General features: G+C 60.4%; 18 protein-coding genes and 2 pseudogenes. 7 read left to right on the top strand and 13 right to left on the bottom strand.

The genetic code is table 11. The annotated features are described in order from the left end of the window. Positions 1–54: 54 nt before the first annotated feature. The 5 genes from ACYZT3_RS17830 to ACYZT3_RS17810 are packed head-to-tail and all read right to left on the bottom strand — an operon-like array spanning position 55 to position 5,027. A complete protein-coding gene (locus tag ACYZT3_RS17830) occupies positions 55–1,404 on the bottom strand; it encodes an APC family permease (protein ID WP_282382188.1) in 1,350 nt (449 codons plus the stop codon). A 57-nt stretch (positions 1,405–1,461) separates the two neighbouring features. Next, the gene (locus tag ACYZT3_RS17825) at positions 1,462–2,214 is read right to left on the bottom strand and encodes an N-formylglutamate amidohydrolase (RefSeq protein ID WP_282382192.1); all 753 of its coding nucleotides are present in this window, start codon (positions 2,212–2,214) and stop codon (positions 1,462–1,464) included. Further along, complete coding sequence (locus ACYZT3_RS17820) at positions 2,198–3,529, bottom strand: glutamine synthetase family protein (RefSeq protein ID WP_282382195.1); 1,332 nt, start codon at positions 3,527–3,529, stop codon at positions 2,198–2,200. Before ACYZT3_RS17820 ends, ACYZT3_RS17825 begins: the two co-directional genes overlap by 17 nt. Then, the gene (locus ACYZT3_RS17815) at positions 3,526–4,170 is read right to left on the bottom strand and encodes a cysteine hydrolase family protein (protein ID WP_282382198.1); all 645 of its coding nucleotides are present in this window, start codon (positions 4,168–4,170) and stop codon (positions 3,526–3,528) included. Before ACYZT3_RS17815 ends, ACYZT3_RS17820 begins: the two co-directional genes overlap by 4 nt. A gap of 2 nt (positions 4,171–4,172) precedes the next feature. Further along, a complete protein-coding gene (locus tag ACYZT3_RS17810; protein WP_462030393.1) occupies positions 4,173–5,027 on the bottom strand; it encodes a MurR/RpiR family transcriptional regulator in 855 nt (284 codons plus the stop codon). 341 nt (positions 5,028–5,368) lie between these two features. Here ACYZT3_RS17810 and ACYZT3_RS17805 point away from each other — a divergent pair, with 341 nt between their 5' ends. Both ACYZT3_RS17805 and cobF read left to right on the top strand, forming a co-directional pair. Then, positions 5,369–5,941, top strand: a complete 573-nt coding sequence (locus ACYZT3_RS17805) for a histidine phosphatase family protein (protein WP_282382203.1) — start codon at positions 5,369–5,371, stop codon at positions 5,939–5,941. Next, positions 5,941–6,696 carry a precorrin-6A synthase (deacetylating) gene (cobF, locus tag ACYZT3_RS17800; RefSeq protein WP_282382204.1) on the top strand — a complete coding sequence of 252 codons (756 nt, stop codon included), beginning with the start codon at positions 5,941–5,943 and terminating at the stop codon, positions 6,694–6,696. Before ACYZT3_RS17805 ends, cobF begins: the two co-directional genes overlap by 1 nt. A 109-nt stretch (positions 6,697–6,805) precedes the next feature. On the opposite strand, the gene ftrA is transcribed toward cobF, so the two are convergent. Continuing rightward, a complete protein-coding gene (gene ftrA, locus ACYZT3_RS17795; RefSeq protein ID WP_462030392.1) occupies positions 6,806–7,780 on the bottom strand; it encodes a transcriptional regulator FtrA in 975 nt (324 codons plus the stop codon). 101 nt (positions 7,781–7,881) lie between these two features. Here ftrA and ACYZT3_RS17790 point away from each other — a divergent pair, with 101 nt between their 5' ends. After that, positions 7,882–8,316: a rhodanese-like domain-containing protein gene (locus ACYZT3_RS17790; RefSeq protein WP_282382208.1), complete on the top strand. Its 435-nt coding sequence runs from the start codon at positions 7,882–7,884 to the stop codon at positions 8,314–8,316. Here the strand turns inward: ACYZT3_RS17790 and ACYZT3_RS17785 are convergent, their stop codons facing one another. Beyond that, entirely contained in the window at positions 8,317–8,958 is a 642-nt protein-coding gene (locus tag ACYZT3_RS17785) for a type 1 glutamine amidotransferase (RefSeq protein ID WP_462030391.1), read from the bottom strand. It abuts the gene before it with no gap. A 250-nt stretch (positions 8,959–9,208) separates the two neighbouring features. Between ACYZT3_RS17785 and ACYZT3_RS17780 the strand changes: the two genes are divergently transcribed. From ACYZT3_RS17780 to ACYZT3_RS17770, 3 genes are all read left to right on the top strand, one after another. Then, positions 9,209–9,988, top strand: a complete 780-nt coding sequence (locus ACYZT3_RS17780) for an ABC transporter substrate-binding protein (RefSeq protein WP_282382214.1) — start codon at positions 9,209–9,211, stop codon at positions 9,986–9,988. A 98-nt stretch (positions 9,989–10,086) separates the two neighbouring features. Next, positions 10,087–11,199 carry a succinylglutamate desuccinylase/aspartoacylase family protein gene (locus tag ACYZT3_RS17775; RefSeq protein ID WP_282382216.1) on the top strand — a complete coding sequence of 371 codons (1,113 nt, stop codon included), beginning with the start codon at positions 10,087–10,089 and terminating at the stop codon, positions 11,197–11,199. Positions 11,200–11,281: 82 nt separating this feature from the next. Further along, positions 11,282–11,998: an alpha/beta hydrolase gene (locus ACYZT3_RS17770; RefSeq protein ID WP_282382218.1), complete on the top strand. Its 717-nt coding sequence runs from the start codon at positions 11,282–11,284 to the stop codon at positions 11,996–11,998. Positions 11,999–12,001: 3 nt separating this feature from the next. On the opposite strand, the gene ACYZT3_RS17765 is transcribed toward ACYZT3_RS17770, so the two are convergent. The 4 genes and pseudogenes from ACYZT3_RS17765 to ACYZT3_RS17750 all read right to left on the bottom strand — a co-directional run. Continuing rightward, positions 12,002–12,589: a DcrB/PsbP domain-containing protein gene (locus ACYZT3_RS17765; RefSeq protein WP_462030390.1), complete on the bottom strand. Its 588-nt coding sequence runs from the start codon at positions 12,587–12,589 to the stop codon at positions 12,002–12,004. A 172-nt stretch (positions 12,590–12,761) separates the two neighbouring features. Beyond that, positions 12,762–13,673, bottom strand: coding sequence for an aromatic amino acid exporter YddG (gene yddG, locus ACYZT3_RS17760; RefSeq protein ID WP_282382223.1), 912 nt, complete (start codon positions 13,671–13,673; stop codon positions 12,762–12,764). Between the two features lie 58 nt (positions 13,674–13,731). Beyond that, on the bottom strand, positions 13,732–14,526 hold the full coding sequence (locus ACYZT3_RS17755) for a hypothetical protein (protein ID WP_449645556.1): 795 nt from the start codon (positions 14,524–14,526) through the stop codon (positions 13,732–13,734). Positions 14,527–14,794: 268 nt separating this feature from the next. Further along, positions 14,795–15,151 (bottom strand): annotated as a pseudogene (locus ACYZT3_RS17750) (LysR substrate-binding domain-containing protein); the annotation flags it as partial. Here ACYZT3_RS17750 and ACYZT3_RS17745 point away from each other — a divergent pair. Next, positions 15,135–15,521: pseudogene (locus ACYZT3_RS17745) on the top strand (NADPH-dependent F420 reductase); the annotation flags it as partial. The pseudogenes ACYZT3_RS17750 and ACYZT3_RS17745 sit on opposite strands and share 17 nt — an antisense overlap. 266 nt (positions 15,522–15,787) lie before the next feature. On the opposite strand, the gene ACYZT3_RS17740 reads toward ACYZT3_RS17745, so the two are convergent. Together ACYZT3_RS17740 and ACYZT3_RS17735 are read right to left on the bottom strand one after the other, a co-directional pair. Beyond that, positions 15,788–16,969 carry an acetyl-CoA C-acetyltransferase gene (locus tag ACYZT3_RS17740; protein WP_282382229.1) on the bottom strand — a complete coding sequence of 394 codons (1,182 nt, stop codon included), beginning with the start codon at positions 16,967–16,969 and terminating at the stop codon, positions 15,788–15,790. Between the two features lie 11 nt (positions 16,970–16,980). After that, positions 16,981–17,646: a CoA transferase subunit B gene (locus ACYZT3_RS17735; RefSeq protein ID WP_282382231.1), complete on the bottom strand. Its 666-nt coding sequence runs from the start codon at positions 17,644–17,646 to the stop codon at positions 16,981–16,983. Between the last annotated feature and the right edge of the window lie 3 nt (positions 17,647–17,649).

Raw genomic sequence — 17,649 nt, 5'->3', positions numbered from 1 at the left:
ACGCGATATGTCGGCGGTCGCCTGAATTTTTGTCAGACGCCGCTCTTTTTGTTGTCAGCCGTTGCTCGGGTCGGGCAGTACCGTACCGGTGCCCAATTTGTTGAGTACAAACAGGTAGACCAGGCCCAGGGCAATCCAGATCAGGCCGAGTTTCTGTGCATCGACGCCCATGTTGTACATGATGGCCGCGACGATGATGAAGCCGATCACCGGGCAGATCAGGTGACGGATCACCTGTCCGGATTTCTGCCGACGCCAGTAGTAGTTGATGACCGTCAGGTGCAGCAACATGAAGCCGCTCAGTGCGCCGAAGTTCACCAGCGAGGTGAGGGTGTCCACCGAGTTGATGAACAGGTAGCAGATCACCAGCGACAGCACGGCCACCAGATAAATGCTCACGTACGGCGTGTTGTGTTTGGGGTGAACCTTGGCCAGTACTTTCGGCAGCTTGCCGTCTCGGGCCATGCCGAACAGCAGACGAGACACCGCCGCTTGAGAGGTGATTGCCACCGCAACGCCCCAGGCCAGGGCCGTAGCCACGGCGGTCAGGGTGGCGAGCCAGCTGCCGGCTGCGATTTCAGCGATTTCATAAAACGCCGTGTCAGCTGATTTGAAACCCATGCCGGCCGCCAGATCCGTCGCAATCCAGGTCTGCACGACAAAGATCACGCCCATGACCACCAGCGTTATCAGCGCGGCCTTACCGACGCTGCGGCCCGGGTCACCCTTGACCTCTTCGGCGAGGGTGGAAATCGCATCGAACCCGAGGAACGACAGCACCGCAATCGACACCGCTTGCATCAGCAGGGCGAAGTTGAACGTCTCGGGGTTATACAGCGGCGCCAGTGTCAGCTGACCGTTACCGCCGCCGCTGTGCAGCGCGTTCCAGGCGTAGAACAGGAAGATTCCCAGCACCACCAGCTGCGCCAGCAGAAAGATGATGTTCATTCGCGCGGTGAAAGTGATGCCCCGCAGATTGACGAAGGTCGCGCTGACCAGGAAGGCCAGGATGAAACCGACCTTCGGAATGTCCGGGTACAAATGATTCAGCGCCATGGCCGCGTACACATACAACAGCGGCGGAATCAGCAGGTAATCGAGGAGCATTAGCCAACCGGCGATAAACCCTACGTGCTGGTTCAGGCCCCGCTGGGCGTAGGAGTAAACCGAGCCAGCAATCGGAAAGGCCCGAGCCATGCTGCCGTAACTCAGGGCAGTGAAGAGCATCGCCACCATGCCGATGATGTAGGCCAGCGGTACCAGCCCCGGTGCCTCGGCGTTGACGTAGCCATAAACACCAAACGGTGCGATGGGGATCATGAAGATCATCCCGTACACCACCAGGTCGGTCAGCGACAAGCTGCGTTTCAATTCTTGCTTATAGCCGAATTCTTCTAATTCCATGAAGCCATTCTCCTAGGGATGAAAGCAGCTGCAAGCTGCGAGTTTGAAGCGATTCCTTTACAGCAGCGGCGCCAGGTATTCGGTCCAGCGACTGATGTCTCCAGGCGTGCGCAGCAGGTCGTTGCGTACCTCGATCAACACCGACTCCAGGCCTCGTGCATCGCCGTGGACCGGCACGGTCATATCGCCCAGCGGGTTGATTTTGTACGGTTCATTACCGGCAACCTTCAAAGGGTGCTGGCTCAAACCGTCAATCAAACGCTGGGCATAGGTCGTGGCTTGCCCATACAACACGCCGATTTCCAGCATGCGTGGCTGGCCGTGATAGACCGGCGTGAAACTGTGAATGCCCACCACCCGTACAGGCCGCCCTTGAACGACACGTTGGTCAATCAAGGTGTGCAGTCGAGCATGAAAGGGCTCGAACAAGGATTGCCGACGGTACTCGCGGGTGGCTTCGTCGAGATCCCGGTTGCCCGGGACCTGATAGATTTCACTCTGCGCCGGAATGCTGTCCGGGGCTTGGCGCGGTCGGTTGAGGTCGACCAACAGTCGCGAATAGTTGGCCGCCAACAGCGTTGCGCACAGTGCCTGCGACAAACCCTCGGCCAGCGCCAGGGCACCGATGTCCCAGGCGATGTGCTCGCGGGCCGCCTCGTGACTCAGGCCCAGGTCATTTAACCCGGCCGGAATAAAACGACTGGCGTGCTCGCACACCAGAATCAACGGGTGCTCGGAGTCTTCCCGGCTCAAGGTGTACGCGGGCTCGGTAAAAAGACCGAGTTCAGCAGGTTCAGTACAGGCGCGCATAGTGCTCACAGCGTTCGGCGGGCGACAGCTGTTCCGTCAGTGTCAGTTCCTCGGTTTTAAGGGCGAAGTAGGTGTCCAGCAACGCGCTCGGCAGGGCTTCGATCAGTGCCTCGCTGTTGCGCAGGCAGTCCAGGGCCTGGGCAAGGGAAGCGGGCAGGGCGACGATGCCGCGCGCCTGGCGTTGTTCTTCGTTCAGGGAGTCGGGGACTTCATCGGTGATGGCGTTCAAGGCCAGGCGTTGCTCGATGCCCAACCGACCGGCAATCAGCAGCGCGGCCATGGACAGGTGTGGCGAGGACGTGGCGTCCATGGCGCGAAATTCCAGGTTGAATTGCGTCGCCACCGATTTGCCGCCCAGGCTCGTCGTCGGGCAGATTCGCAGCGCCGCTTCGCGGTTGCGCTGCCCGAGGCACGCGTAGGACGCGCTCCAGTGATGGGGCTGCAAACGCTCGTAAGACACCGGCGTCGGTGCAGTAAACGCACAGAGCGCAGGCAAGTAATGCAGGATGCCAGCGGCCCAGTGCTGGCCGAGGGTCGACAAGCCATTGGTGGTGCCGGCGTCGTACATCACCGGTTGGCCGGCCAGGTCCAGCAGGCTGACGTGCAGGTGCACGCCGTTACACACCGCCTGCTCCGAGGGCTTGGGCGCGAAGCTCAAATCCAGGCCCATTTGCCGGGCGATCTCGCGGGTGATTTCACGAACGTTCACCGCGCGGTCGGCAACCGCCACCCCAAGGGTCGGGCGACAGGTGATTTCGTATTGATGCTTGCCGTACTCGGGCAGGAACATTTCCGGTTCGACGCCACCCGCGCGCAAGGCGCTGAGCAGCCAACCACCAAATTCGGCACCCTGACGCTGGGCTTGCAGAGAAAACGCCAGGTGTTCAACTTCGCCGGTGTTCATGTTGAACTCATGCTCGAATGCAGCATTGACCTGCAAACCCAACTCGGCGCGATAACGCTCTACCTCGTTGCGCAACAGCGTACGCGGGCAAGCACCCCAAGGGCGTCCATCGGTTTCGCGAATGTCGCTGTGAATAAAATCCAGCGCCGGGGCGTCGGGATCCGGGCCGTTATTGACCGTCACTCGGCTGGCCAGATCGGGCATCAGCCGCAAATCACCATAAGCGCCCCAAGGATTTGTGGAGGCGATGATGTCTTGTGGGGTCAGGGCACTGTTGGCCGGCACCCAGCCACACCCCGCCCTTTGATAGTGCTCGAGTTCGTCCGTGGGAAAGGAGCGCCCGCGAGTCACGCCAATCAGGTCGGTGGTGACGAGGGTGGTCATGGGCAGTGGCAGCAGGCGCTCGCTCATGGCTGCATCTCCTGCAACCGGCCGAGCACGGTCTGGGTGTCGGTGATCCAGCAGTAACCCTTGATTGCATTCAGGCAGGCCTGATGCCGCTCGGCTGTGTAAGTCGCGCAGGCATCTTCCACCAGCGTCACGAAGTAACCGCGGTCGGCGGCATCACGCACGGCCATGTCCACGCACTGGTCGGTGACGATGCCGGCGATGATCAGGTGCCGCGTCTCGAGGTTGCGCAGCACGTAGTCGATATTGGTGGAGTTGAAGACCCCGGACGAGGTCTTGGGCAGCACGATTTCGTTTTCTACCGGGGTCAAGTCGTCGATGATCCGCGCTTGCGGGCTGCCATTGGGCAAGTGCATATCCGAGAGTTTGTGGTCCAGCGAGCGGTCGCGGCCATCAGCGGTGAGGCTTTCGATGATCGTGTGCAGCACGTTTTGCCTGGCGCTGCGAAAGGCGCTGAGCAGCCGGCGTTGATTGGGCACCACCTGCAGGCGGGTGCGGGTCAGGAAGTACTCGGCGTCCGGCCCGTCGAGGTGCGGGTCGAACTGCGGCTCAAGCCAGGCGCGTTGCATGTCCACCAGCAATAGCGCGGTGTGATCGGTGACGAACGGTAAATTCCGAGGCGAGTGGTGGGGGAGCGTGAACATCCTTATTTTTCCTCCAGCAGGTGAGTGTCGAAGTCGGTCCGCAGGGTATCGATGCCTTCCAGGCGATCGGCCAGATCAGGACTGCGCAGGGTCAGGCAGGCAATCAGCGCCTCGACCTGAGCCAGCGCCGGGACCAGGGAGTCGAAGGCCGACACCGATTCCACCGGCGCACTGATAATCAGGTCGGCCATTTCTCGCAGCGGTGAAGCATAGATGTCAGTGAACAACACCACGTGTGCATATCGATTTTTCGCCGCATTGGCCACGCGCAGAGCCTGTGATTGGTAGCGGCGATAGTCGAACACCAGCACCACGTCCTGACGCTGCACGTCGAACAATCGGTCTGGCAGTTGCGCGTTGTCTTCCAGGGCGAAACAGCCCGGACGCAGCAGGCGCAGGTGGTTGAGCAAATAATTGGCGAGGAAACTGCTGAAGCGCCCACCGAAGCAATGCACCTGATGGCGGGTGTCGAGCAGCCACTCCACCAGAATCCGTACATCTTCGGGCTGGGTCAGGGCATGGGTGTCCACCAGCGCTCGATGGCTGTCCGCCAGATAATGGCTCCAGGCGTCGCCTTTCTGAAGATGAGAACGAGGTTGCAACAGGGCGCTGGGGGAACGCAGGCGGTGGTCCATGTCGCTGAGCAGGGCATCCTGGAAATCGGCGTAACCGCTAAAGCCCAGTTTTTTCACCAGTCGCACGATGGTGGGATCGCTGACACCGGCATGTTCGGCCAACCGTGACATCGGGCCCAGTCCGTTACGCGGGTACTGGTCCAGCAAGGCACGGATGACTTTGCGTTCCGACGGCGTAAGTTCCAGGCCGGGATCGGTGATCAGGTCTCTGAGAGAAGGCATCCGGGCTCCTGCTGGATGGATATGTCGGTTTCGCTTCACAAATTGCTAAAACAGTATTTATGTAGTGGACTCAACATGTCTAGTGAATTTTTCCATGTTTTTTTGGAACCGCAAATTGGGGCGAAAAGCCCGTGGGCCTTGGGCTACTTGGATGTCGACTGAGCTCGTAGGTCATCGCCCATAGTGGTGTCGGATATCGCCGATTCTTTGAGGTGAAATAAGTTTTCGATCGTGTATGACTGGATCAAACGAAACGCCCTGGATCGCGCTTCTTGCGGCACAATTGGGCAATTGTCGCGGCGTGACGCCGTTTTCCGTTCCCATCGGCCGAGTGATCCTTCGTGCAGGCAACCCGTTTGACCCTGATGTGCCACGCTCGAACTGTCGCACAGAAATTGGCGCGTTTTCCTACGAATGAGCCGTTGGAAATGGATTGGCAATCGGCAAGGGGATCTCGTTGTGCTCAGTTCAAAGGGACGCCACGACTGGTGTGTGGACCTGAACTGAGAACCCGGCAAACCGCCGAGCTGTTCGGCAGCGACGTGGAGGTTGTCTGCGCACTGAGGGATTGCGATTTCGGGAACTGGAAAGGCGCGCGGATCGACGATCTGCAAAAATCCGCAGCCGATACGCTGCAGATCTGGCTCGATGACCCGAATTCGGCACCCCACGGTGGCGAGTCGGTGGCGCAACTCGCTGAGCGGGTGGTCGCGTGGCTGAAAACTCTGGAGGCCATACAGGGGCACATCGTTGCTGTCACCCATCCGTTTGTCATTCGCGCCGCCCTGACGTACGTGCTGCAAGGCGCTTCGTTCAACCTGATCGACGTCGAACCGCTGTCGACCCTCGAGTTGCGGTTCAACGGCCGCTGGCGCCTACGCTTGCTGGGCACTGACCCCGAGGGAACACGTTGATGAAAAAACTTCTGGTCATCGGCATCGGTGCCGGCAACCCCGATTACATCACGATGCAAGCCGTGAAAGCGCTGAACCTCGTCGATGTGTTTTTCCTCATGGACAAGGGCCAGAGCAAAGACAAACTGATCGACCTGCGCCGCGAGATCTGCGAGCGCTACATCACCGATCGCGACTACCGCTTTGTCGAAGCCCACAGCCCGGAGCGCGAGCGTGGTGATGTGGACTACAAGGCCAGCGTGGAAGACTTGAACCTGGCCAAGCAGCAGACCTTCGAACGGCTGATCAACGAGGAAATGACTGACGACCAGTGCGCCGGTTTTCTAGTGTGGGGCGATCCGGCGCTGTACGACAGCACTGTCCGGATCTTGCAGGCGATTCTGGCCTCAGGCCGGTGCGTCTTCGAGTTCGAAGTGATCCCCGGCATCACCAGTGTCCAGGCGCTGGCGGCGCAGCATAAGGTGCCACTGAACCGAATTGGCCGCTCGATTGAAATCACCACGGGCCGGCGGCTGGCGGCGGGGCAGGTGAGTGATGCCGACAGCCTGGTGGTGATGCTGGATGCGGAGGATTCCTACCATCAAGTGGTGGATCAGGAGACAGAGATTTACTGGGGGGCCTACCTCGGGACGCCGGATGAAATCCTGATCAGCGGCAAGCTCAGGGAGGTGGCGGATGAGATCGAACGGGTGCGCAAGGCGGCTCGGTTAGCCAATGGGTGGATCATGGATACGTATCTGTTGCGTAAGCCTTGAGAAAACTGGTGTTTGGGCTGACGCCTTCGCGGGCAAGCCTCGCTCCTACAGGGACGGCAGTGTTCTTGTAGGAGCGAGGCTTGCCCGCGAAGGGGCCTTCAAATTCACCTTAAGAAATTGCTTTAACCTCACGCCCAAAACGCTCCCGATACACCGACGGCGGCACGCCGACCACGCTACGAAACGCCACCCGAAAACTCTCCACTGAGCGATACCCACAGCGTTGGGCAATCTGGTCGGTGTTCTGATTCGTGCTCTCTAGCAGCTCGCGGGCCCGGCCCAGGCGCTCATGCTGCAACCAGGCTTTAGGCGGCATGCCGGTGGCTTCAGTGAACCGGCGCAGAAACGTCCGTTCACTCATGGCCGCCTCACTTGCCAGTTCGCGAACCTCCAGCGGTTCATGCAAACGCTCCCGCGCCCACTGCATGACGCGGGACAAATCGCTACGCGGCGTAGGACTGACCGGTGTCGGTATGAACTGTGCCTGTCCGCCGGTGCGTTGCGGCGACATCACCAGCCGCCGCGCCACCGAGTTGGCCACTTGCGTACCGAAGTCCCGCGCCACCAAGTGCAGGCAGGCATCGATACCGGCAGCGCTGCCGGCCGAGGTGATCAGCTGACCTGAATCGACATAAAGAACGTCCGGGTCCACCAGAATGTTCGGAAAACGCTCGGCCAACTCAGCGGTGTAGCGCCAGTGCGTCGTGGCGCCGCGACCGTCGAGCAAACCGGTGGCCGCCAGCACGAACACGCCCGAACAGATCGACAGCAGCCGCGCGCCCCGTGCATGGGCCTGGCGCAGGGACGCGATCAGTGCCTCAGGCACCGGGGCACTGCGATCACGCCAGCCGGGAATGATGATGGTCCGGGCGTCCTCGAGCAGTTCCATGCCGCCATCGGCCAGCACCTGAATACCGCCCATGGCGCGCATCGGGCCTTGATCGACAGCAGCGATCCGATGCTCGTACCAAGGGAAGTCGAACTCCGGACGTGCCAGGCCGAAGATCTCCACGGCGATGCCGAACTCGAACGTACAGAGGCCGTCGTAGGCCAGAATCGCAACTAATCCAGGGGTGGGCTGCATTTGGCGGAAAGTTCCCGGTGAGTGTCTTGTGCGCCACTGTAGCCACAAGCGTCGAGCGGATAAAGTCTTCTCACACCCACCGAGACTTTGGAGTACAGCCCATGAACAGCCTGGTCCGCGAGATTCCCGCCGCCCCATCGGCCATCGCCCTGATGCATTTCAGCAACCGTCTGACCTTCGAAACCGATTGTTCCGACGTCCATGGCAGCCAACAGGCCGGCGAGGTGGATTTTGTTTTGGTGGATGTGCGCGGTCCGCTCGCATTCGAGCGTGGCCATGTGCCGGGAGCGATCAATATACCGGGGCGACTGCTGACCGCTGAAGGTCTGGCGGCGTACCCGAAAACCAGCGTGTTCGTGGTTTATTGCGCCGGGCCCCACTGCAACGGTGCCAACAAGGCTGCGGTGAAACTGGCGGCGCTGGGCTACCCGGTCAAGGAAATGATCGGCGGGGTGACCGGGTGGGTGGATGAAGGGTTTGAGTTGAGCACTGCGGTGCAACGGCCGGTGAATGCTGTGATCGGTTGCGAGTGCTGATCAGGCGGTAGCCTGCGCCTCCCACCACCCATCCAGCGTCGCCTGCAACCACTCGAACACGGTTGCGTAGGCGGCGCTGTCCTGTTGATCCCGAGGCAGCGGTGACTCATCGGCAAAATGCGCATTGAGCGTCGCCACTGATTCAGCATTCCATTCTGGATGAAACTGCAAACCCACCCGCGTCGGCCCGACGCGATACATCTGCTGCTCGCACTGATCACTGCTGGCCAGCAACTGCGCGTTGGGCGGCAAGTCGATCGCGTCTTCGTGCCATTCCAGCACCTTCAGCTTCTGGCCATCAACGAACGTCACGCGGGTCCATCCGGTTTCGGTGCGGTCCATCCGCCGCACATTCCCGTCCAGACTCAGCGCCAGCAGCTGCGCCCCCAGACAAATCGCGAACACCGCCGCGCCTTGATCCAGACTGCCCGCCAGCCACCGACGCTCCGCTTCCAGCCAGGCCGGCCCGCCGGTGGACTCATAAGGCCCGCCTAACAGGATCACGGGTGCTGCACTCGCTGGTGGCAACTGGCCGAGGTCGGCGCGAAAGACGTTCAGCGTCAGTCCTCGAGACTTGGCCCAGTCGGCAATGGCGCCAGGACCTTCGGCGGGGTGGTGCTGGATCAGATTCAACGTTGGCATCAGGGCTCACTTGTAGTTTTTGCTTGTAGGTTTTTTCTGAAAAAAGGGCTTGTCCTACCGTCTTTGCACCGGCTTGGCGCACGCTTCAAGGAGGTTTAATTCGCCGGCCACTTTTCTATAAGAATTTGTCGCTTAAACACAATTTGCCCTCCTGAAGCCGCTCTAGACTGCCGGCCACTTCGGTGCTTTCCAACCGGACGCAGCCTACCGAATGCTGCCAATAAAAAGCCTCCGCACACAGGAGTTATAAATGAAGAAGCTAGTGATGTTCGGTGCCCTGGCACTGTCGATGTTGTCCCTGACGACCGTGGCCGAAGACGCCAAGCCGATCCGCCTCGGTATCGAAGCCGGTTACCCGCCATTCTCGATGAAAACCCCTGACGGCAAACTCACTGGTTTCGACGTGGACATCGGCGACGCGCTGTGCGAGCAGATGAAAGTGAAGTGCACCTGGGTCGAGCAAGAGTTCGACGGCCTGATCCCGGCCCTGAAGGTCAAGAAGATCGACGCGATCCTGTCGTCCATGACCATCACCGACGATCGCAAAAAGAACGTCGATTTCACCATCAAGTACTACCACACCCCGGCGCGTTTCGTGATGAAGGCAGACACCGACGTCAAAGACCCGCTGACTGAGCTCAAAGGCAAGAAAGTCGGTGTGCTGCGCGCCAGTACCCACGACCGCTTCGCCACTGAAGTGCTGGTGCCGGCCGGTATCAATCTGGTCCGCTACGGCTCCCAGCAGGAAGCCAACCTGGACATGGTCGCCGGTCGTCTCGACGCGATGCTGGCCGACTCGGTCAACCTGAATGACGGTTTCCTGAAAACCGATGCCGGTAAAGGCTTCGCTTTCGTGGGCCCGACTTACGAAGACGCCAAGTACTTCGGCGGCGGCGCCGGTATTGCTGTGCGCAAGGGTGATAAAGAGCTGGCGGACCAATTCAACACCGCCATCACCGAAATCCGCGCCAACGGCAAGTACAAACAAGTGCAAGACAAGTATTTTGACTTTGACGTTTACGGCCAGTAATCACGCGGTTCAAACAAGTGGCAACCGTTGACGCGGTTGCCACTTTTTTTATGCCTTCATGATTTATTCTGCGCAGATCACGAATACAGGAGCACGCCATGCAACGCATCGACCATTCACTGCCCTGGAGTCACCTGGGCACCGAACGCACCCTCAGCGTGTTTCGGTATGGCGTGGGCACTCGCAAGGTCTATATTCAGGCCAGCCTGCACGCTGATGAACTGCCGGGCATGCGCACAGCGTGGGAGCTGAAGAAGCGTCTGGCCGAACTCGACACCCAAGGTCAGTTGCAGGGTGTGATCGAACTGGTCCCGGTGGCCAATCCCATTGGCCTCGATCAGCACCTGCAAGGCAGCCACATGGGTCGCTTCGAGCTGGGCAGCGGCAAGAACTTCAACCGCTCCTTCGTTGAACTCAGCGCACCGGTTGCCGAGTTGATCGGCGATCGGTTGGGCAGTGATGCGGCTGCCAACATTGCGCTGATCCGCCAGACCATGGGCCTGGTACTCGACGGCTTACCGACACCGGCCTCGCAACTTGAAGCCATGCACCGCTTGCTGCTGCGCCACGCCTGCGATGCCGACATCACCCTCGATCTGCATTGTGATTTCGACGCGGCGATTCATCTTTATGCCTTGCCGCAACACTGGCCGCAGTGGCAATCCCTGGCGGCGCGTTTGAAGGCTGGGGTTGCATTGCTCTGCGAAGACTCCGGCGGCAGCTCATTCGATGAATCGTGTTCATCGCCGTGGTTACGCCTGGCAAGGGCTTTCCCTGAGGCCGCGATCCCGCCGGCCAACCTGGCGACGACGCTGGAGCTGGGCAGCATGGGAGATACGCGGGTCGATCAGGCTCAAGCCAATTGCGAGGCGATTCTCGGGTTCCTCGCCGAGCAGGGTTTCATCAAAGGCACTTGGCCTGCGGCACCGAGCGAATGCTGTGAAGGCATGCCGTTCGAAGGCACCCAATACCTGTTCGCGCCGCATCACGGGGTTGTCAGTTTCCTGCGCGATTCGGGTGAGTGGGTGGAGAAGGGCGATGCCCTGTTTGAAGTGGTTGACCCACTGAGCGACCGGGTTACCACCGTTTGCGCCGGGACCAGCGGCGTGATGTTTGCCATCGATCGCGGGCGCTATACGCAGCCGGGCACTTGGCAGGCGAAGGTGGCGGGGCGTGAGCCGATTCGGGTTGGGAAACTCATCAACGATTGAGGTTTTCCCGACCGTTAGGGCGGCGTATCCGGAAAGAGATGTTAGGCTCTGCCCCGAATCCTGCACTTGTGAAGGAAGGTTTATGTTGAAGTTTTTCGCTCTGCTGACACTCCTGGCGTCCGCCGCCGTCCACGCTCAAACCCCGCTGCAAACTGATCTGCCGCTCAAGTACCTGGAGCAGGCCAACCCCGAATCGCGCAATCAGCCGTTGGTGATTTTCCTCCACGGTTACGGCAGTAACGAGCAGGACTTGTTCGACATCAAGGCTGAGTTACCCGCGCAATACAACTTCCTGTCGGTACGCGCACCGATGGTGATGGAGGAGGGTAGTTACAAGTGGTTTCGCGAGAAGGGCAACGCTGCCTACAACGGTGAGACGGATGATCTGAAGTCCAGCGGCCAGGTGTTGCTGGATTTCGTCGCACAGGCCGCGAAGAAATATCACACCGAACCGAACAAGGTTTTCCTGGTGGGTTTCAGCCAGGGCGCGATCATGTCCTACGAGGTGGCGCTGCGTCATCCCAAGGCGGTGGGCGGGATCGCAGCGTTGAGCGGGCGGATTTTGCCGGTGCTCCAGTCCGAACTGAAACCGGATGAAAACCGCCAGAAGCTGGCGATTTTCATCGGTCATGGCACTGCAGACAAACGCCTTCCCTACAATGACGGCACGGACGCCAACAGCCTGTTGCAGAGCCTGTCACTCAAGCCTGAATTTCATGCCTACCCTGGCGTCGGTCACAGCATCAGTGCTGCCGAGATGCAGGACTTGAGCGCCTGGTTGCAGCACCTCAATCGCTGATGCTTACTTGCCGGTGACGATCTGTTTGACCAGCGTCTCGTGGCCAGCATTGTCGCTGAGGCGGGAAATCACCTGAACGATCGCCATGCGTGTGTTGGACGCGGCCATCAGTGTGGTGTCGAGGGTTTTACCGCCGCCCTGGGTCGCGGTGCTGTCGATCTGCCGCAGGCCCAGACCGGTGCCTTTCTGGGTCAGGCTTTTTTCGCTGAGCTTGGTGAAGTCCGGCAGCGCCTTGGCTTGTTCGGTGGCGAAGTCGGAGGCCGCCGAGTCGAGGAACTGACCGTCGTTGTCTTTGACGTTGAGGCCGCCGGGGAGGGTGTTTTCAGCCGCGATCACGACGGTTTTGGTGGCCTGATTGGTGTACATGGTGCCCGTTGCCCCGGCGGTACCGGTGGCCGCGTCGCCGGCGGGCAACGGGTTGGCGACGAAGCCCTTGGGCAGGGTGAACTTGAACTTGCCGCCGAGCATCGAGACTTTTTGTGCTGGCGCGGTATCGCTGGCCGTGGCCTTGGCGGCCTGCGTATTCAGCGCTCCCAGACTGGCAACCGCCGTCAGCAACAGGACAACGGCTTTTTTACTTAACAATGACATCGGAAACTCCAGGGGATGGTCGCGCTTTGAGGGCGATCATCCCATGGAGGTTGTGACGCATTCCAGCGCGTTGTATCGAAAGAGCTTCTGTGGCGAGGGGGCTCGCCACGGAGTGTTGAACTGAGGCTGGTGGTGGGCGAAACCCGTTAGATTGACGTACGAGCTTTTTGCTTTACTCGTTCGAAACTATCGAACGTGTTATCGGCACTTTGGTGGTTGATCGCGAGGTGGCGATGGCTGCACCGGCAATAATCAGCAGCGCAGGGATGATCAGAATCGGGCTGGCATGGCTGCGCCCGACGGTGATCAGCAACAACGTGGACATCAGCGGCGCCAGGTAGGAAAGCGCACCCAGCGTCGCCAGACTGCCGTGTTTGGTGGCGTGGTCCCAGGCAAAAAACGCCAGTCCGACCGGCCCCAGACCGAGGACGACAATCGCGGTCCATTGGCTGAAGTCGGGCTGTACCGTGGTTTCGAAGGCCAGGTGACAGACCAGTCCGGCCACGGCGACCAGGCCGCAGATTCCGCCGATGATGCTGCTCGGTACTTCGCTGAACCGGCGGTTGATCACCGAATAAACCGACCAGATCAGCGCACAGCCAAACGCCGCGAGATAACCGGCGATGGGCATCGCGGCACCCGCATTCGGGGCGCGCTGCTGCATGATGAAAGCGGTGCCAGCCAAGCCCAGCAGTGCGCCGAGCAATTGCCGTTTGTGCAGCTTTTCGCCGGCTGAGAACGCCGACAGCAACACCAGCAACAGCGGCCAAAGGTAATTGATCAAGCTGGCTTCGGCCGCCGGGGCGGCTTTGAGCGCGAAAAAGTACAGCGCGTGATAAACGAAAATCCCGACGAACCCGGTCGCCCAAACGGCCCAGGGCTGGCGCCAGCTATTGAACCCGGCGATCCCGCGTCGGCCCAGAATCACCAGGCTCGCCACGAACGCCGCGCCGAAACCCAGTGTCAGCAGCTCAAACGGTGGAATGCCTTCGGTGAGGGTGGTCAGCAAGGCCAGGGAAGACCAGAGCACTATCGCAATCACGCCGACGGCCGTAGCGCTGTGGCTGTTTCGGAGCTGAGTCATGTCTGTTCCTTCAGTGCGATGAGCGGGCGACTATCCTGGCCCGATGACATCGAGCAGCTTAGCGTTTGATTGCCGTACGTCCAGCGTCCGCCGTCGGGCTCATCGGTTTTGCCAGCAAGCGCTTGGTCACTCCGAGCATGCCCACTGACACCGCGACGCCAAGGGCAAACGCGGTCAGACCCATGCCAGGCAACGCCAACGCCAACACCAGGCAAAACGCCGCGAACGAATACATTCCGGTCGCCGTCGCCCGCAACAAAGCAGCGGTAAACGCCGGACCGCGGGTTTGCTGGGAGAACACCGCCATCACGCTGCCCAGCACCGGGAACACGGCAAGCAGGCCGCTCCAGCGTTCGCCGACGGTGCTGGCCAACAACGTGACCGCGAGGGTGAGCAGGGCGCCGGCAATCATGCGCAACAGCAGTTTGTCGGACTTCGGCACCGGACCTGAAACGATTGGCTGTACCGAGGGAAACAGATACGGCGCCGCCAGCAGGGCAGTCGCGGCGGCGATCACCGAGAACACCAGGGACGGTGGAATCAACGACAGCACAACGGCCGCCGTGGCCCAGACCGACAGCGATATCACCAGCGCCCACGGCCAACTCGCGCGTTGTGCAACCTGAGCGTAGGTCACGCAAAAGGCAATCATCGCGAACATCGCAGACAGTGCTGCCGTCGCCGATTGAGCGGCGAACACCTGGCCCTGTTCGATGGCGAGAAAGAACAGAATCGGCCCAACCACCACCGGCAACCCCGACAACCAACCGGCGACACTCGGTCCCCAGCGTTTACCGGCCAGGGAAATCAACAAGAGAAATCCTGGGATGACCAGCAGTTTGAGCATCAGCACACACGCACCTCTGACCTGAGTGAGGCGGCAACGTTAGCATTGCGGGTGAGTGATTGCTCTATAGATGTCGTGATTTTGTATACAAATATCAGGGCCGCAATCGACACGGGGTTTGCGTGTACGCCAAAAAGCGTGAGGCCCATGCGGGTGCTGATCGTTCCCACGCTCTGCGTGGGAATGCCTCAATGGACGCTCCGCGTCCGCTTCGGCAGGGACGCGGAGCGTCCCGGGCTGCATTTCCACGCAGAGCGTGGGAACGATCAGTCTGTCAGTGGTGTGAAAACGCCTCGACCACAAAGTCTATGAACACCCGGGTCTTGGCCGGCATCAACGTCCGGCTCGGGTAATACAGCGAAATCGGCCCCGCGTCGGCGTGCCAATCGGGCAGCAGGCGCACCAATTCGCCACGCTGGATATTCGCCCGCACATCCGGCATTACCAGCAGTGGCACGCCCAAGCCAAGTATCGCCGTTTCGCGCATGGCGGCCGGATCATTGAGCACAATGTTTTCGTTCAGATTGGCAGATGCTTCATTGCCCGCGCCATCGTGCATCAGCCAGTGGCGAATCCGCCCGGTGCGGGTGCCGCGCATCACAATGCCGGTGTGTCCGGACAGGTCCGCCGGTCTGGAGAATTTTGGTGGGCGGATTGTCATCGACGCCAACAACTCAATCGAGGCGCCGTCGTTTAAAGCGGTGGATTTGCAGGGCCGCACCTCCAGCGAAGTGTTTGCCGAATGGGTGCCCGGTGCGAGGGTGGTGAAGGCGTTCAATCACCTTCAGGCACGTTCTCTGGAGAGCGATCCGACGGCGGAGGGTGCGCGGCGAGTGCTGTTTCTCTCTGGTGATGATGCCGATGCGAAAGCTCAAGTGGCAGCGCTCATCGAACAGCTGGGCTTCTTCGGGATCGACCTTGGGGAATTGAGCGTCGGGGCGCGGCTGATGCAGTTTCCAGGCGGTCCGCTGCCGGTGCTGAATCTGGTGAAATTTGCCTGACGACGCAACCTGTAGCAGCTGGCGAAGCCTGCGTTCGGCTGCGAAGCAGTCGCCAAACCTGAACACGCGGTACTCCTGATGCACCGCACTGCCTGATTCCACGACTGCTTCGCAGCCGAACGCAGGCTTCGCCAGCTGCTACAAAGTATGCGGCGCAGCGTAGATTTATGACTGACTGTAGGACCCAGTGCGATGTGAATCGCACCGGGTGTTTTGCCAGACGGCGAACGGATCTTCGTGGGTCCCCGCGCCGTCTGTTGAACGCTTTACGCCCGTTCGATCGCCAGTGCCACGCCCTGACCACCACCGATGCACAGGGTGGCGAGGCCTTTTTTGGCGTCACGCTTGATCATTTCATGCAGCAAGGTCACCAGCACCCGGCAACCCGATGCACCGATCGGGTGACCCAGCGCGATGGCGCCGCCGTTGACGTTGACTTTGTTCAGGTCCCATTCCAGGTCCTTGGCCACCGCCAGAGATTGCGCAGCGAACGCTTCGTTGGCTTCGATCAGGTCCAGTTGGTCGATGGACCAACCGGCCTTGTCCAGGCAACGACGAGTCGCGCTGACCGGGCCGATGCCCATGATCGCCGGGTCGACGCCCGCGTTGGCGTACGCAGCGATTTTCGCCAGCACTGGCAGGCCGAGGGCCTTGGCTTTTTCGGCGCTCATCAGGATCACGGCGGCGGCGCCGTCGTTCAGGGACGAGGCGTTACCGGCGGTTACCGAACCGTCTTTTTTGAAGGCGGGTTTCAGTTTGCCCAGCGCTTCAGCGGTGGTACCTGCTCGGGGTTGTTCGTCAACCTGGAAAGCAACCGGATCGCCTTTGCGCTGAGGAATCAGGATCGGCGTGATCTCGTCGGCAAAACGCCCGGCTTCGATGGCGGCCGTGGCTTTCTGCTGCGAGGCCGCGGCGAAGGCGTCTTGCTGTTCGCGGGTCAGGTTGTACTTGTCAGCCAGGTTTTCGGCAGTGATGCCCATGTGGTAATCGTTGAACGCATCCCACAGGCCGTCGCTGATCATGGTGTCGACAATTTGCGCGTGACCCATGCGCAGACCGGTGCGCGCACCGGGCATGACGTAATTGGACAGGCTCATGTTTTCCTGGCCGCCCGCAATGATCACGTCGGCATCGCCGCAACGAATCGCCTGGGTCGCCAGATGCAGCGCTTTGAGGCCCGAACCGCAGACCTTGTTCAGGGTCATCGCCGGCACGGTAAACGGCAGGCCGGCCTTGATCGCTGACTGGCGCGCTGGGTTTTGTCCTGCGCCGGCGGTCAACACCTGGCCCATGATCACTTCATCGACTTCAGCAACATCCAGACCGGTTTGTGCCAGCAGCTGGCGGATCACCGCAGCGCCGAGGTCAACGGCGGAAACATTCGCCAGGGCACCCTGGAAACTGCCGATGGCGGTACGGGTGGCGGCGACAATGACGACTTCTTGCATGGAATGATTCCTCACTGAGCAGCGAACTGCATTTCTGGAACGTGATCCGGCACGATCAGTTTACCGGCGGTCTTGGCGACAATCTCCTCAACGCTGACGCCCGGTGCACGTTCCTTGAGAATGAACGCGCCGTCCTGGATTTCCAGGTAGGCGAGGTCGGTCAGCACACGCTTGATGCACCCGGCGCCGGTCAGCGGCAGGCTGCATTTGGACAACAGCTTGGACTCACCGTCCTTGGACGCGTGGGTCATGATGACGATGATGTTGTCTGCACCGGCTACCAGGTCCATCGCGCCGCCCATGCCCTTGACCAGTTTGCCGGGAATCATCCACGAGGCGATGTTGCCTTCCACGTCCACTTCAAACGCACCGAGTACGGTCAGGTCGACATGACCACCGCGGATCATCGCGAAGGACTCGGCCGAGGAAAAGATCGACGCGCCGATACGTGCGGTCACCGTTTGTTTGCCGGCGTTGATCATGTCGGCATCGATGGTTTCTTCAGTAGGAAAGGGGCCCATGCCCAGCAGGCCGTTTTCCGACTGCAGCATGACTTCCATGCCTTCAGGGATGTAGTTGGCGACCAGGGTCGGAATGCCGATGCCCAGGTTCACGTAAAAACCGTCCTGCATTTCGCGGGCGACGCGTTGAGCCATTTGTTCGCGGGAAAGTGCCATTGT

This window comes from Pseudomonas sp. MDT1-16, from assembly GCF_054898115.1.
The sequence above is the reverse complement of the archived record's forward strand: the minus strand, read 5'-3'. Positions and strand labels throughout refer to the sequence as shown.